This window comes from Bdellovibrio sp. SKB1291214 (genome assembly GCF_002209355.2).
Classification (GTDB): domain Bacteria; phylum Bdellovibrionota; class Bdellovibrionia; order Bdellovibrionales; family Bdellovibrionaceae; genus Bdellovibrio.
The window spans coordinates 1,879,893-1,894,769 of the sequence record NZ_CP106855.1; the positions used below are offsets into that span (position 1 = coordinate 1,879,893).

The window sequence follows — 14,877 nt, forward strand, 5'->3', positions numbered from 1 at the left end:
GTCTTGACTTGAGTCCTTTGTCGCCGTGATGATTTTGCTTATGAAAGTGTTTTCAAGTATTAAGCAGGCTGAAGAATATATCGTTTCGAAATTTGGCAACGAATTGCGTTTTGCCATTCCACTGGGGTTGGGTAAACCAAATCAGCTTGTAAATGCTCTTTATGACCGCGTTAAAAATCAGAAGAACTTAAAGCTGACATTTTTCACGGCGCTTTCTTTGGATATTCCCCAACCAAAAACAGAATTAGAAGCGCGCTTTACGGGACCTTTTTTTTCAAAACATTTTGGAGATAATTATCCTCGTTTGCACTACGTCGAAGATCTTCAGAATAACCAAGTACCGGAAAATATTTCTTTGCACGAATTTTATTTCCAAGCCGGTACAACATTGGGGAATCTGCACGCGCAAAGTAATTATATCAGTTTGAATTATACGCACGTGGCGCAAAGTATTTTGGAAATGAATCTGGATGGTGTGATCCAGCTGATCGCAAAATCGCCGGATGGACGCTACAGCCTTAGTTGTAATCCCGATTTAACCTTAGATGTTGTGGAGCTTTATAGGACCCACGGCAAGCCTTTCACAGTCCTTGGCGTGGTTCATCCCGAGTTGCCATTTTTAGGCGGAGACGCCGAGGTCAGTCCTGATTTTTTTGAGGGAATTGTAGAATCCTCTGAAATTCAGCACAAATTATTTGCGACACCTAAAAACTCCATTGATGAAGTGGAGCATATGATTGGCCTGCATGCCAGTCGTATGATACGCGATGACGGGACGTTGCAGATTGGTATTGGCTCCCTTTCAGATGCTTTGACTGCATCTACAGTCTGCCGTCACCAGCAGAACGACACCTATAAATCACTTTTGGCAGAGCTTGATAAAAAGTTCGTTCTGCCAAGCTCTAAGGACATTCATTCAGAAATCTTCGACAAAGGTTTGTATGGAACCAGCGAGATGATTATGGATGGCTTTATGCATTTACGACAGGCCGGTATTCTGAAACGATCCATAAGGGATCATGAAGAAAATGCGCTTCGTTACTTGCATGGTGCATTCTTTTTGGGATCTAAGTCGTTTTATGAATGGCTTAGAAACCTTTCAGAAATAGATTTTGCGGGGCTTTCTATGACCCGAGTTTCTAAGGTCAATGATTTGTATGATGCCCATGAATTGGCCCTTAGAAAACAACGCAAGAATGCTCGATTCTTTAATACCTGTATGCAAATGAGTCTGCTAGGTGGTGCAGCCTCCGAAACTTTGGGCAATGGGAACGTGGTAAGCGGCGTGGGTGGTCAATATAACTTCGTTGCGATGTCTCACGAGTTACCGGATTCCTACTCTGTCCTGATGATGAAAAGTACTCGAGAAAAAGCAGGGAAAAGGGAATCAAATATTGCCTGGAACCCTTCTCAATTAACGATCTCTCGACATCTTCGTGACGTGGTGATCACGGAGTACGGAATTGCATTTCTAAAAGGGCAAAGTGATTCCGAATGTATTAAGCGTCTTTTAATGATTTGTGATGCCGAATTCCAGGAAGAATTGCTAGAGATCGCCAGAAAGAACAAAAAGATCGATCCTCATTGGCAAATTCCAAAGATCGCGCGGTCAAACACTCCTGCCAAGATTGCAGAATTTGCTCGCACAGCGAAAGCTCACGGCCAATTTAAAGTATTTCCATTCGGCAGTGATTTCTCTCCCGTCGAAGAAAGGTTGCAAGCGGCCTTGTTAAATTTAAAAGAGAAGCCTCGAAGACAATTGATTAAAACCTTGGTGAGTGGAATCACAGGAAACGCGTTGGATTATAAAGAGGAACTGGAGCGGATGAAATTATTCAAGCCCCAGTCTTTGAAAGAGATCCTTTATCAGCGAGTTCTGCTGGGCTCACTTAAGGAGCTTGCTCTTCAGAATCGTCTTCAATAGTTCCCGAATCTAAAGTTCCAGCGCTGCGAGAAGAAGATTGTGAGTTCCCTTGCTTCCAAGAGTTCTCTGATTCTACGGCATTCATTGTTGTCTGAGTTCCGCAACGAGCGATGATATCATCTAAACGCTGTTCTGTTTCTTCGTGAGTGAGGCCTGTTTTCAAGGAAACCAGGTCGGTCAAAGCGTTGAAGTCGTGTTCAATGCGCTCAAGGTCAGCCTCGTTCAGTTTAGTCCATTTCTTACGAACTTCCTGAGTAACTTGCCCCCAATTGCTTTCATTTAAACCGTGTTGTGTAAGTTCCTTTGCCATACCATCCTCCTCTTTGAGAAAAATGAAAATGGGCGGATGTGATCCGCCCATTTTTTTTAGTTACGACGACGGGCGATCAAGCCCGCTACAAATCCTACGGCACAAGCGCCTAGGACTGTGGCAATTGGATGGTCTTTGATGAAGTCTTCAGACGTATCCATTGCATCTTGAGCTTTGTGTTTGATCGTTTCATAACGATCGCCCCACGTGCTCTCTAGTTCAGATTTCGCTTCGTTGACTTTGCTTTTCAACTCGGACTTTGCTTCGCCGTACAACTGTTTGCCAGTGTCTGCTGCTTGTTTGCCAGTTGATTTAATATCATTCATAAATTCTCTTGAAGTTTCAGCCATTGCACCCTCCTTGGTAATATGATGAGGCCTTGTTGCTATGATTATCACTTTTTTAGCCAAGAGCTAGGAAAGCTTCGCTTTTTTGTTATGGTTCATAAACTCGACCTACAAAGAGTCCCGTGTTATTTGGCGCGCCATCGACGTTCTATGGATACCCTATTCAAGCACAGGATTCCATTTATCTAGGTCTTTGGGAGCTTCAGAGACTAACGCGAAAGTGGTTCCTGCTTTGGCTTTCTCGCCGGCATTTGTCGGTGTAGCGAACTCAATACCTCCGCGTAAAAGCGCATCCACAGAATTCATTTTTACGAAAGAATCAAACAGTCCCAGCTTTGCTTGAAATCCTGCTTTACGCCAGAAAACAGTGTTAGTGCGCACGAGCCGCGCGTATTCCCAGGGCACTCGAATTTGCACACTGATTGTTTGGGCCGTTTTCGAAAGGGTCACTTTCGTGACGGTACCGACGCTCATCCCACGATAAAATAAAGTATCGCCATCACTGACGGAATCTAAGCTCCTCGTTTCCAGTTTAAAGAGGGCAGTGTCTTCTAGAGGGTTTTTTAAATCTGTTCCCACGCGGCCGGTGAAGTTTTTGGTTTTATCGCCCTTGCCAGGCACAGCCGAGATATAACTGCCTTCCACCAAGGTATCCAGTCCGCGAATTTCTTCGAAACTGATACGAGGGCTTTCCAGCCAATATTTAGTTCCCTCATTTGCAAAGTCAGATGCATGCTTTTCCAGACGAGCGTGCACTTCGACATTCTTTTTGTCGTCGGCAATTCTTAGGCTGGTAACGACTCCGACTTTAACTCCGCGAAAGCGAATTTCTGTCTTGTCAGGTCGAATGCGTGAGCCTTCGTCAAAAGTGATAATGATCTCGGGGCCTCTCTGCTCAAAATATTCATAAAGAAGATACCCGGCAATTCCAGCTGCGAACAGAGGAAATATCCAAATAAACCACGTAGCTTTAAAGTTTTTCATCTTGGGAGTTTTTCCATATTGTTGAAGGATCAAAGTAAGCTGAAGACAGCATTGTAAAAATCACGACCAGCGCAAACATCCATGCACCAGCGCCTGGTTCCGCATGAGCCCAAGGACCCATTTTCATAATCGCAACCAAAACCGCAAGCAGGAATATATCCAGCATCGACCAGCGACCAATAGCTTCGACAAAATTATAAAGACGAGTCTTAAATCTCTCTTGGCCAGAAGTATTCGCGGTGAGCCCTAAGTAAAATAAGATGATTAGCTTGACGACGGGAACGACAATGCTTGCAAGGAAAACAACCATGGCAATTCCCCAAGCACCGCCTTCACTGAGGGTCACAATGCCTCCCCAGATAGTGGCGGTGTTTTTATTGCCATACACTTCAAGAGTCATGAAAGGAAGCATGTTGGCGGGAAGATACAAAATCAGGGCCGTCAACGAACAGGCAAGGCTGACATGCGCGGACGCATTTTTTGCAACTTGATTGATGGTTCCACATTTTTCGCAAACGACAAAACGAGCAGTCCCCTCGTCACCAAGGGGAGCTCCGCAAATCTTACAATGATCTTGTGATACCGAACTCATTCTTTCAATCTCGCATTAATGTAACTGGTCGGTCTGTGGAGGAATCTCATTATTTTTCTCCGCGGCTTCATCACCTAAGGTTGTTAGGAATGAAGGGCTAATAAAGGATTCGGCATTTTTGCCATCCAATGTTGTACGGGAATCCTCTGTCGGATTTGGCAGCAGCAAGTTTGCCACGGAGCCAATATCGGCATAGATTCCTGGAAAATGCGTATTGAATATAGCAGCCACTCGCGACATCAGTGTCACTGAAATTTCAGCTTGACCAGTTTTTGTCGCAGAGACGATGCGTCTGGCAGCTTTCTCGGCATTGATCGTGATCAAGGGGGCCGATGCCATCAGTGAAAACCATGCATGTTCTTTTTTGAATTGCCCTTTCACTTTGGCATTGCGAGCAGAACCTGTTCGCATAAGTCCTGGGCACACTGTGGTAACATAGATTCCCTGTTTCATGAGTGCGAGACGCAGACTTTGTGAGTATCCTCGTAAGGCGTATTTGCCGGTGCAATAGGCCGCGTGATGGGGAACCGGAACCATTCCACCGATTGACGAAATATTCACGATGCGAGCGCCCGCTTTCAAATGCGGAAGGCAAGCTCTGTTGACGTAAAACGGAGCCCAAAAGTGAATATCCAATGAATCTTCAAAATCTTTTTTGGAAGCATTCTCGAAAGGTGCTGTCGAAATGATGCCAGCGTTGTTGACGACGACATCAATCTGTCCAAATGTTTTCATAATATCGCCGATGGCTTGATCGACCTGGTGGGGCTTCGTGCAGTCGCATTCAAGAACTAAGACTTCAGCGGTCGGAACTGCTAATTCGATTATTTTTTTAGCCCGAGCCAGTTCTTCCGTGTCTCGTGCCAAAAGGGCGACCGATGCACCTTGCTGAGCAAATTCCTTACCTAAGAGCAGACCCAGCCCTCGGGAGCCACCAGAGATAACTACCACTGAGTTTTTCAGAGAACGATATCGAAGTTGATCACGAATCAGGGAGTAAGTGATTCCGCCCAGGAGGCCAAGTCCAACGCGCTTGAAGAGTGATCGGGTGAGTGAATTCATAGAAACCTCTCTTCCTTTGACTGATTTCAGTCTAAGGGAAGGATAAGGTGATCCGCAGATCCAGTGCAAGAATGCAAAACCCCCGCTTCAAAAGAAGCAGGGGTTCATTGTTGTTTAACAGTTTATAGTTTTTTAGAATTAAATCTTATTAAGCAAATTGCCCAATAAAGAGCCAACTATCGTAGTTACTACAGAGGCCGTCGGTGAGGTCGCACCCGCTACTTTAATACCTGCAAGGAGGCTCGACAAGAGTGTCTGTTTCAAAGTTGAAGAGCTAGCGCCACCCAACAAAGAACTTAAGCCCGAGTTTGAGCCAGAAGTGAATGCAGTAATAAGACTTTGCAATGTTGTTGATGCATTATTGGACGAGCCCAATTTAGAGATCAACTGATTCAATCCGGGCAATGAACCTGAGCCTAAGCTGCTAAGGATTGTTTGCAATGCCGAAGACGTATTGCCCAAGTTTCCAAGACCCAGTACAGAACCTTTAGCAAGGCTTTCTACAACAGTCGCAAGAGAACTGACATCAAAGTCTTTACCACTCAATTTACCAAGAAGAGCTTGGATGATCGTATTTGCGGCCGTGGCTTGGCTGCTGGAGCCAACCCCTGCAAGTTTAAGATTCGAGAACAATGCAGATGTTACTTTTTGAATAAGTTCTGTAGAAACTTCGTCCTCAGACAGGTTTACCAAAGAATTCAAAGTACTATCGCCGATCAAAGCAAGGATGTTTGATTTGCTGACAAGGTCGGCAATATTCAAAGTCCCAACACCTGTTGTTGCACCTTGAATAAGGACAGGAATGATCGCTGACAAGTTATTACTCTTGCCAAGGTTTGCCGTTTCTAACGCTGCTTGCGCGCTGGCTACGATCGCGGCAATTTGTGTGGATGACAATTTACCAGCAGATTGAGCTTTCAATTGTGTGCTTAATTCGCTCACCATCGTTTGGGATGCCATCTTAGGTTCAGATGTCTCAATACTTTGAGATGAAGAAGTGTCGGTAGAGGAACGTTCTGCAGATTGGAAGTTGCTGCCACAGCCGATCAAGCTAGTTGTCACTGTCAGTGCAAGCAACGAAGTTATTAGTTTCATGTTTCCTCCGGTTTAGTTAATTCCTGAACCAGAATAGTTGGTCTTGCTAAAAATAAAAATGGGGGGAGCCCCCACAAAAAGGTCCTGTAAAAAGCCGCGACGAAAACCAAAATTGTTTTTGTAAACTTCGTTCACAGAAATCAAGAACTGATGAGGGAACTGTTTTTTATTTTTCCAATTTGTTTCTACATTGGCAGTTTTTGCCCGGGGGAACTGAGGATTGAGGTCAAAAATAAATTCTCAAAACAAAACGACGAGGTCGTGCACATACGGTAATATGACAGGCGAAACTGAGTTGAATGCATATCTGCCTCGTCTTTTCGAAAAAAAAGGCACTGAGTTTCCTCAGTGCCTTAGAGTGATATGAATTTTTCTAAATCTTATTTATCGCAAAGTTCAAGGCGTTTGTTTTCTACAGAGTACGGACGCTCTTTACGGTAGTCCGACGGGTCGTAAGAATACTGCGTATAAGAGTCATCAAGTTGAACCTCTTGAACCTCCGTTTTCACACATGTTGGACGAGAGGAATCGTTGCGGTTCCATTGAACACAAACTTCTTTTTTAACATTCAAAGGAGCAGTCAAAGTCATTGCTGGGACCTTCACCGATTTGCGACCCACGCACACTTTAATAGGCATACCCGTGCGGCTGTAGTCGGTTTTGACAGTTTCACAGCTCTCAGACTCACTTGGTGGAACGTGGACCTGAAGGGCGTTATTTTGCTCATCCACGCACAAGCGGTCGCGAGTGATAGCGCCTTTTTCAGGGATATACGGGTTGGCAGAGCGATTATAAATGATCTCAGTCGCAGCGGAGGCGAATACCGGCGCCATAAGCAATATAGATAAGATCAGCTTCATCGAATGCCTCCTTAAAGAGGTAAGAAGAGGTAGGGTTATGGGCGATAGTTTTCCCATAAAAGGGGTGACCAAACAAGAGACGGTCCCGGAAAACCTTTCACAAGGTTTGTGAAAGCCCTCCAAAAATGGGGAAGTCCTCGATTTTTAAGGTATATATAAGCCCCATATGACAAAGGCTGAAATCCTTAAGTACAAAGACTATAGGCAGTTTCTGGCAGACTATAATGCCTGGAAGAGCCAAAATAAAGTCGGTTGGAGTTTGACGGTGTGGACCCGTCAGCTGGGGCTCTCTCATCCCTCTGCTTTGTCGATGATCTTAAACCGCAAACGTCATATTGGTGACAAGCTTGCAGAGTCCATCTCTGAATATTTCGCTTTCGACGCTCAAGAAAAAGAACATTTTGCCAACTTGGTAAAGTACGAGAAATCCATCGATAGCAGTCATCTGCGAATCATGGTTTTGAATCAAATCCAGGGTGAAAAGAACAGCGCCATTGCACGCTTTGTTTTGAATGAGGGTCATAAGCTTCAGAGATTCGATACCCGTGAAGACTTAGCTAAAGCTTTATCACCCATCCTAGGGATGACTTCAGAGGACCTGACGGCCTTGGAGGCCAGAACTCCTGATAAACCAGATCCAAAGGCTATGCATTTGGAAGTGGTGAAAATTCTAGAGCGATCCTACGACATCGTTCCTAAAGAACAACGCCAATATTCAGCGACCTTCCTACGTATGAAGTCGGAGCGTATGCAGGAAGCTATCCTGAAGCTTCGCGCTTTCCAAAAAGAGTTCATTGCTGAGTATGATTGTGAAGATGCCGATGCGCTGGTGTGCTTTCAAAATTCTTTATTCAATATGATCAATGCGGCTGACGGCGACGCGGAAGCTGAAGAGGCTTGTCGCGATCCTCAGCTTCCGCATAATAAAAAGAAAAACAAAACCTAACTGTTAAGTCCCACCGCATTCGTCGCCCCAAGCTGCGACCATAGAGCACGTGGGATTCACGTCCGTGCCACCAGTTCCGTTTTTATTAATCGTACATTTCATCTCTTTGGCAGTCTCGTGAACGTGCCCCGTCGTTCCGTCTGGCATCACACCCATTTCTGACATGGCATCAAACAGCGATTTCGCCGTGATCGGTCCCACACCGGTTGGGGGAGTGCATGAATATGCCGGCATCAAATCTGGCAGCACGCCGCGATTTGTTTGTACGCAGTGGAGTTCGTCAATCGTCCAGGTGGTGTCGTCTCCGTTAAAGGTCTTTTTGGCGATGCTAGAGTTTTTTAAAAGGTAACCAAGGGTTACGGCCTGGTCGCCCTTGAATTCTCTTTTACTCATGTCTCCGCAGGCGGCGGAAGCGAACTGAGAAAACGCGAATACGCTAACCACTGTAAGAACAGTTTGTTTAAACATTAAAAGCTCCTTTGGTTACAAAATTAGTAGCACCGAAAATTTCGCTCACTTAGTCCAGTGCATAGAAAACATATTTGGTGTTCAACGGCGAAGATGCTCCAATGTAGTATATGAGGTCACAGTTTTTACTTTCCCTGATTCTGTTGTCGTTACCGTTTGTAAGCCGGGCCGAAGTTGAAGTTCCTGTTAAGAAGCAGGTCTGCTCTGGCGGGGGTACCTATCCTGTTCATTTATCTTTTGATGATGGACCCAAACTTCCAGAGACCGCACAAATATTAGATATTCTAAAAAAGAATCACATCAAAGCGACTTTCTTGATTTCTACCAGTCGTTTAAGTTCCCTTTTAAAGAGGCCTCCCAACGAAAACACGAAAAAGTTGTTGGACTTAATTGAACGAATGAAAAAGGAAGGCCATACGATTGGCTCTCACTCTTTCGATCATATTGAGCATGCGAATCTAAAAGAAAATTCTGAAGCTTCTATCCAGGAGAATTTGCGTAAGTCATTTATGATCATGGATAAGTTGAATTTGCCGAAGCCCGTTCCTTTTCGCTTTCCCTATGGAAGTGGCTGGTTTCAAGAGCAAGACTCCACAAATCAAAATATGGCAGACAAGGTCATGCGCCAAGTGAAGAGTGCAGGGTATCGTCCATTTCACTGGGATATCGATACCTGGGATTGGAGTAAAATTAAACGCAAGGCCTTGCCTGACTCCGTTCTTGAGCAAATTTGCCTCCACAAGGGGGGAATTGTGCTAGCTCACGACATTCATAAGTGGACCGCGGAAAACTTGCCGGCAATTATTGAATCCATTCATAACTCTGGACACAAGTTTGTCAGCGAGTCGGAAATTATTAAATACTCTCAGACGCAAGCGCCAGAACCTTTACTGTCTTTGGCCGATCAGGTGGGTAGCATTCGTTCTTGTCATAAACGTCTTGGAATCCTTGATCAAGTGGGACCAGTCTGCGACACTGGTACCTCTAATAAAACAACTCATGGCCAAGGTGGAGTCCAATAATGAAACTTTTTTTGCAAACTCTGGTAACGTTCTTTATCGGTTTTCAAGCGCAAGCTGCCGTTCTTCAAGCAGCATCTAACCTTCAGAATAACAAGGTCATCGTTTTGGTCGAGGACCCCACTCGCCGTGTGTTTATGGAAGTGGATGCGAAAACAGGTCGTAAGGAAGCTTTGGGTTTTCCAAATGATCTTGTGTCGGAGGACATTATGGCAGTGATCTCATTGCCAGATTATGTGGTTGTCGTGTCTCAATGGACATCAGGTGACGGCAAAAAGCCCCGCGTGCACGAGTACGTAAGAAGTTCTAAAATTTGGATGGCGGCGGGCGAGTTGGGCTGTTTGTCTTTTGATCAAATCGAAATTGAAAAAACGGAGTTGCGTGTCCAATGTGCTGACGCCGACAACAACAAAACAGTTAAGATGGCATTGGATTTCACGTCGAAGGCGATGATTAAAATGAAACTTCCGCTTGAACAAGACAAGCAAGGTGCTGCAAGCTTTGCTCTTGCAGGCGGATCTAAATTCAAATGGGATTCTTTGGAGCTAAGTCTGGGTAAGAAAAAAAAGGTTTTCACTTCTAAAGATCTGTCGTTGTCGTCAGATGCTAAAACCTTTAAGACGATCAAAAAAACTGAAACTTACGGACCTAAAGAATAGGGTAGCGATCCTTTCAGTGGAAATAAAAAAAGCCATCCAACCGGATGGCTTTTTTTTGCTCAAAGTTTGTTCCGAAGTTTAAAAGAACTTGTAACCGTTATTGAGGGCGATGTTCTTATCCGAAAAAAAGACTCGGCGCCAGACGGGGATTTGTTCTATATCTTCGGGGAAGTACAGAACTTTTGTTTCAGTGTCTCCCACATAATTGGTTCCCGTTAAATTGCGAGACTTCATTCTGAAGTCGTAGGGCGCTAAAACTTTGTCATAACGAGAGGCAAAAAGACCTCTTTGGTTATCGACCGCAAACTTACTGTCGGCGCTGTACGTAGCAAGAAGGCCTTTATCGAATGGATAGATAAAGTACATGTATCCCCAGCCCTCTTTTAAAATCTCGCGGTTGATTTCAACGTTATTGTATATGACGCGTCCTAGGATTCGATTGTGTTTATCATGCCCATTGTCGTCGTAAACAACTGTGACGTGACTTCCAGGGGGCACCAGGCCGGCGACAAAGTCACGGGCTACATCTGCCACTTCACCTTGCGTATTGCCGAAATAATCAACTTCCGGAGTGTCTACCCCTAAGAAACGTACTTTATAGCGGTCACTGCCAGACTGAATTGTCAGTGTGTCGCCATCGTGAACATTTATGACGGTTCCTTGCAGGGAATAGGCAAGAGCCAGTGCAGGAAAAAATAAAAGGATCGACAGGGTCAGGCGGATTAATTTCATAACAGTCTTTGTATCAATTCCCACCGGGGGAGCCTATCGGTACTCCACCCTTGGAAAAAATTGCGTGACTGTCAAATAGTTAGTCTTGGATATCTAGATAAGTGGTTTTATCAAGGAACGGGAAGACAGGAACAGAGTCAAATACAGAATCATAAGTGAACTTAAATGTATTCAAACTCATGATAGCGATCTCTGCGATAACTGATCCTGACACATTACCTTGGTAACGGCTGTGAATCTGTGGTGCATTAAGAATAATTCTTTCGTATTCCACACTGCGACCTTCAGAACGGCAAACCGCATCGTACAGAGGACCGTTTTTAGCTTCGATCAAAGCTGCTTCTGCCACCACCGAATCGCCAAAGGCTTTTGGGTTCGTGGAGGCTCTGACAAAGTTCCCAGGAACTGTCCAGAACGTCGAGTAACGGTTCACGATGGAATTCACACCGTAGCTTGCTGGGCTTACTGCATAGTTATCTGTTGTGTTGCAATAGCTGCCATTCTTTTTTACGTTACCAAGGCCCATGCTGATGGACTTGCTGCTTGTAATTTGCAAATTACGATTCGCATCGCTGTTGCTATATTTTATAGGGCCGTACATGAATACAGAACCCACGACATAAATGCGGCACCCTGTGCGAGATTTAATAGTTACGTTATCTAGTAACAACGGACCGCGAACGGCTACGTCACCTTCGCAGGCAAGTTCACCACTGTTTTGGAAAAATGTCCCTTGATCCAACAGGCCCGATAAAGCCACGGAGTCTGAGCCATCTTTATAATATTTAACTCTTTCAGATGCAGCCATCTGGAAGGCTGCGGTGATATTCGCATCCGTTGGAGCACCGATGTACACGCTTTTCTTTTCTTGAACTGCAGCGCCAACAGTTGAAGAATAAGTCGAAGCTAGGAGTTGATTTTTAATATATTGACCTAAAGTTGAAACGTTCGTCGCCGCAGCGATAGCTGCTGGCAGTGTCGCTTTCGGCACTATCACAGATTTATCAGCGGGCATCGCAATCGTATTGAAGCTGTTGCCGTGATCGCCATAAACCGCACCACTTGTCCAAGTCATGGGGCTTGGAGAACCTTGACCCATGAAGTAGCTGGATTGATAACCAAAGTCTGTCACGATATTAGACGCGACTTGTGCGTGACATTGGATACAACCCATACCACGAACAGCCAATGCTGGTTTGAATGTCTGGAAAGCATTCCCCACACTCACTTTAACGGTAAACTGAATCGCCACGCTGTCTTTATCAGTGACGACAACAATCACATTGTCATTTCCGCGGAAACCATAGTTCGGAGTGTATTTAAATTTATAGGTGGCTTTATCTGTGACTTCGAATTTTCCGTTTAAGGCAGCACCCGAATTGGCCGCGATAAATGAAATTTTATCAGCAACGGGTGCTCGAGACGAGTCCGCCTGAAAATCAATGGCGGTATTCATCTTAGTTTCTAAGAGCATATCCGGAATAACTTTGGCTTCAGCATTACCACCACTTTGGCTGGCGATTTCTACGCCGCTAAAATGAGCTTGAGGCGCACAGTTTTGAAAGGCTGTCACCAGAGTTGCAGTCACGATGGCTAAACCAAGAAGTCTCATTTTCATACAGTCATCCCCCGAAACATGTGAAATCCGACCGATTCAATTAGTTGTCATTTGCAATATTGTTACCAGCTTAAAACGAATACCCTCTCGACGGCGTTTAGTTTATTCGACAGTGTCTGTCAGGTAGTCATTTCTAGATCTATGGCCAGGCCCTTCCAGTCTTTTTCAGGCCTTATTATTTTTTAGAACAAGTACAAGATGGTGGCTAAAAATTCGAGCCACTAAAATGCGTGCGGATAACTGGCGTATTTGCAAAGAGGTGATCCCGGGCAATCCCAATCCAACACCTGCAGAATGTAAAGCGGCTCATGCACAACTTATCAACGATTTGATCGATCAGTGTATGGCTTTAGTAAATATCGGCCATAACCCACATAACGTCGGTTTATTCATTGATCCGTTGACTGTTGAGGTGTCCTGCCTGAAAGGCGTTGATACTTCATTGAAATAGATCGGGGCAGCCAATTACTGACCGGGGATAGATACAACTTCCATGCGAACCTGGTCAGTGCCTTTTTTTATAAAGCCTAACTGTTTCGCGGCGGCTTCCGAAACATCCAAAATGCGACCCTTCGTAAAAGGTCCACGATCATTTATTCGAACCACGACAGAGCGACCCGAAGACAAGCTTGTCACGCGAACCTGCGAACCCATAGGAAGGGTTTTGTGAGCTGCGGTCAGTTTATTTAAATCAAAGATTTCTCCACTGGCAGTGCGGTTGCCTTGATGGCTTTCTCCATACCAGGAAGCCTGACCCTTCTTAACACTGCCAACATGAAGCGCTGTCGCACAGCTTGGAAGAGCTATGCTCAGAACTAATAGCAATGTGATCAAGGGTACGTTGAAGCGCATACCTTCTCCTCGGCATTTTCGGCTTTCTACTTGATTTTCCCTCTGATATGCAAGGTCCACAGTATGTATCTTGCTGCTGGACCATAGGATAAAGACCCCAAGTGTTGTCTATAAGCACCAATCGTGTTCGGAAAGCTACAGTGCTTGTGCCCTGCAACGCATCGCCCTTGATTGCACAAATCAAAATCTTATCGGAAAATCATTAATGAATCGTATTTAACTTAACCTTGAATGAGAGAGCCTTTATGAGCATTCAACAAGTTCCATTTATTACTTTGAACCGTTTCGAACCTGGTTTCCGCGATGAGTTTTTGGCGGGAGTTGCCAACCTTTTTGATAAGACTCAATTTGTTGGTGGACCTATCGTCGGCGAGATGGAAGCAAATCTTGCTGCTTACACTAAATCTAAACATGCTATCGGTTGCGCAAACGGAACTGATGCCATTCAAATCGCACTTCGCGCTGTGGGTGTTGAAAAGAACGATAAAGTTCTAGTTCCAGATATGACTTTCTGGGCAACTTTCGAAGCTGTTGTGAACGTGGGTGCAAACCCTGTGACTGTGGATGTGAATAAAGAATACTGCCATTGGGATCTTGCGACTTTCAAAAAAGCAGTGGAGCAATTCAAACCAAAAGCAGCTATCATGGTTCACCTTTATGGTTGGGTGACTCCTGAGACTTTGGAAATCAGAAAATTCGCAAAAGACAACGGCGTTGTTTTGATCGAAGACGGTGCTCAATGTTTCGGTACAGAAATTTCTGGCCAATCTGTTTTGGGTACGGCTGAAATTTCTACGACAAGCTTTTACCCAGCAAAAGTTTTGGGTGCTTCTGGTGACGCTGGCGCGATTTTCACAGCAAACGATACATATGCTAAAAATTGCCGTACATTGATTAATCACGGTCGTACAGATCACTACTCTCACGGGATGATCGGTTGGAATTCTCGTATCGGTGCTTACGAGTCATTATTCTTGAACATGTCTTTGAAACACATCGATGCTCGTATCAAGTCTCGTATGAACGCAGTTAAGTTTTACGAAGAATCTTTGAAAGGCTTGCCACTAAAACCAGTTCGCGCGGCTTCGACTGTGACTGAAAACGGTTACTGTGCGGTTGCGATGATTGAGCCAAAACTTCGTCCCGCTTTGATTGAGAACTTGAAAAAAGCAAACGTAGGTTACGGCACAATTTATCCAGGTGCGATGAGCATGCAGTCTGGCGCTCAAAGCCACTTGGCAGGTAAGATTGACAATGGAAACGCTCACTACATCTCTCAAGCTGTATTGAACCTTCCATGCTTCGCATACATCACGCCAGAAGAACTTCAATACGTTGTCGACGTCGTTAAAAAGAGCTTCTAGTATTCATTCTAAATTCAGAGCCCTGTCATCAGTGGATGTCGGGGT

The 14,877-nt window shown here is 44.9% G+C and carries 17 protein-coding genes; 6 read left to right on the forward strand and 11 right to left on the reverse strand.

The genetic code is table 11. The features are described from left to right. The first annotated feature begins 40 nt into the window (after positions 1-40). Positions 41-1,924 (forward strand): acetyl-CoA hydrolase/transferase C-terminal domain-containing protein, encoded by a 1,884-nt coding sequence (locus B9G69_RS09360; RefSeq protein ID WP_254916847.1) that lies wholly within the window; start codon positions 41-43, stop codon positions 1,922-1,924. On the opposite strand, the gene B9G69_RS09365 is transcribed toward B9G69_RS09360, so the two are convergent. From B9G69_RS09365 to B9G69_RS09395, 7 genes are all read right to left on the reverse strand, one after another. After that, a complete protein-coding gene (locus tag B9G69_RS09365; RefSeq protein ID WP_088615240.1) occupies positions 1,890-2,234 on the reverse strand; it encodes a hypothetical protein in 345 nt (114 codons plus the stop codon). The genes B9G69_RS09360 and B9G69_RS09365 overlap by 35 nt on opposite strands. Positions 2,235-2,290: 56 nt before the next feature. Further along, positions 2,291-2,584, reverse strand: coding sequence for a DUF883 family protein (locus B9G69_RS09370; protein ID WP_088615241.1), 294 nt, complete (start codon positions 2,582-2,584; stop codon positions 2,291-2,293). A 156-nt stretch (positions 2,585-2,740) separates the two neighbouring features. Next, complete coding sequence (locus B9G69_RS09375; RefSeq protein WP_254916848.1) at positions 2,741-3,565, reverse strand: MlaD family protein; 825 nt, start codon at positions 3,563-3,565, stop codon at positions 2,741-2,743. Next, positions 3,552-4,157 (reverse strand): paraquat-inducible protein A, encoded by a 606-nt coding sequence (locus tag B9G69_RS09380; protein WP_088615242.1) that lies wholly within the window; start codon positions 4,155-4,157, stop codon positions 3,552-3,554. Before B9G69_RS09380 ends, B9G69_RS09375 begins: the two co-directional genes overlap by 14 nt. Before the next feature lie 15 nt (positions 4,158-4,172). Continuing rightward, positions 4,173-5,219 (reverse strand): SDR family NAD(P)-dependent oxidoreductase, encoded by a 1,047-nt coding sequence (locus B9G69_RS09385; RefSeq protein WP_088615243.1) that lies wholly within the window; start codon positions 5,217-5,219, stop codon positions 4,173-4,175. 138 nt (positions 5,220-5,357) lie between these two features. After that, complete coding sequence (locus tag B9G69_RS09390; RefSeq protein ID WP_088615244.1) at positions 5,358-6,314, reverse strand: hypothetical protein; 957 nt, start codon at positions 6,312-6,314, stop codon at positions 5,358-5,360. A gap of 380 nt (positions 6,315-6,694) precedes the next feature. After that, a complete protein-coding gene (locus B9G69_RS09395) occupies positions 6,695-7,174 on the reverse strand; it encodes a hypothetical protein (protein ID WP_088615245.1) in 480 nt (159 codons plus the stop codon). 166 nt (positions 7,175-7,340) lie between these two features. Here B9G69_RS09395 and B9G69_RS09400 point away from each other — a divergent pair, with 166 nt between their 5' ends. Then, positions 7,341-8,120, forward strand: a complete 780-nt coding sequence (locus B9G69_RS09400; RefSeq protein WP_141096912.1) for a TIGR02147 family protein — start codon at positions 7,341-7,343, stop codon at positions 8,118-8,120. 3 nt (positions 8,121-8,123) lie between these two features. Here B9G69_RS09400 and B9G69_RS09405 read toward each other — a convergent pair whose 3' ends face one another. After that, complete coding sequence (locus B9G69_RS09405; RefSeq protein ID WP_088615246.1) at positions 8,124-8,588, reverse strand: hypothetical protein; 465 nt, start codon at positions 8,586-8,588, stop codon at positions 8,124-8,126. A 110-nt stretch (positions 8,589-8,698) separates the two neighbouring features. Between B9G69_RS09405 and B9G69_RS09410 the strand changes: the two genes are divergently transcribed. Together B9G69_RS09410 and B9G69_RS09415 are read left to right on the forward strand one after the other, a co-directional pair. Then, positions 8,699-9,610 carry a polysaccharide deacetylase family protein gene (locus tag B9G69_RS09410; RefSeq protein WP_088615247.1) on the forward strand — a complete coding sequence of 304 codons (912 nt, stop codon included), beginning with the start codon at positions 8,699-8,701 and terminating at the stop codon, positions 9,608-9,610. Then, positions 9,610-10,266 (forward strand): hypothetical protein, encoded by a 657-nt coding sequence (locus B9G69_RS09415; RefSeq protein WP_088615248.1) that lies wholly within the window; start codon positions 9,610-9,612, stop codon positions 10,264-10,266. The genes B9G69_RS09410 and B9G69_RS09415 overlap by 1 nt, the downstream gene beginning before the upstream one ends. Positions 10,267-10,344: 78 nt before the next feature. Here the strand turns inward: B9G69_RS09415 and B9G69_RS09420 are convergent, their stop codons facing one another. Beyond that, positions 10,345-10,998 (reverse strand): thermonuclease family protein, encoded by a 654-nt coding sequence (locus B9G69_RS09420; RefSeq protein WP_141096913.1) that lies wholly within the window; start codon positions 10,996-10,998, stop codon positions 10,345-10,347. Between the two features lie 79 nt (positions 10,999-11,077). Further along, the gene (locus tag B9G69_RS09425) at positions 11,078-12,616 is read right to left on the reverse strand and encodes a hypothetical protein (RefSeq protein ID WP_088615250.1); all 1,539 of its coding nucleotides are present in this window, start codon (positions 12,614-12,616) and stop codon (positions 11,078-11,080) included. Between the two features lie 226 nt (positions 12,617-12,842). On the opposite strand from B9G69_RS09425, the gene B9G69_RS09430 reads away from it, so the two are divergent. Beyond that, on the forward strand, positions 12,843-13,067 hold the full coding sequence (locus B9G69_RS09430; protein WP_088615251.1) for a hypothetical protein: 225 nt from the start codon (positions 12,843-12,845) through the stop codon (positions 13,065-13,067). A gap of 14 nt (positions 13,068-13,081) precedes the next feature. Here the strand turns inward: B9G69_RS09430 and B9G69_RS09435 are convergent, their stop codons facing one another. Next, positions 13,082-13,468: a septal ring lytic transglycosylase RlpA family protein gene (locus B9G69_RS09435; RefSeq protein WP_088615252.1), complete on the reverse strand. Its 387-nt coding sequence runs from the start codon at positions 13,466-13,468 to the stop codon at positions 13,082-13,084. Positions 13,469-13,713: 245 nt separating this feature from the next. Here B9G69_RS09435 and B9G69_RS09440 point away from each other — a divergent pair, with 245 nt between their 5' ends. Then, a complete protein-coding gene (locus B9G69_RS09440; RefSeq protein ID WP_088615253.1) occupies positions 13,714-14,832 on the forward strand; it encodes a DegT/DnrJ/EryC1/StrS family aminotransferase in 1,119 nt (372 codons plus the stop codon). Positions 14,833-14,877: the final 45 nt, after the last annotated feature.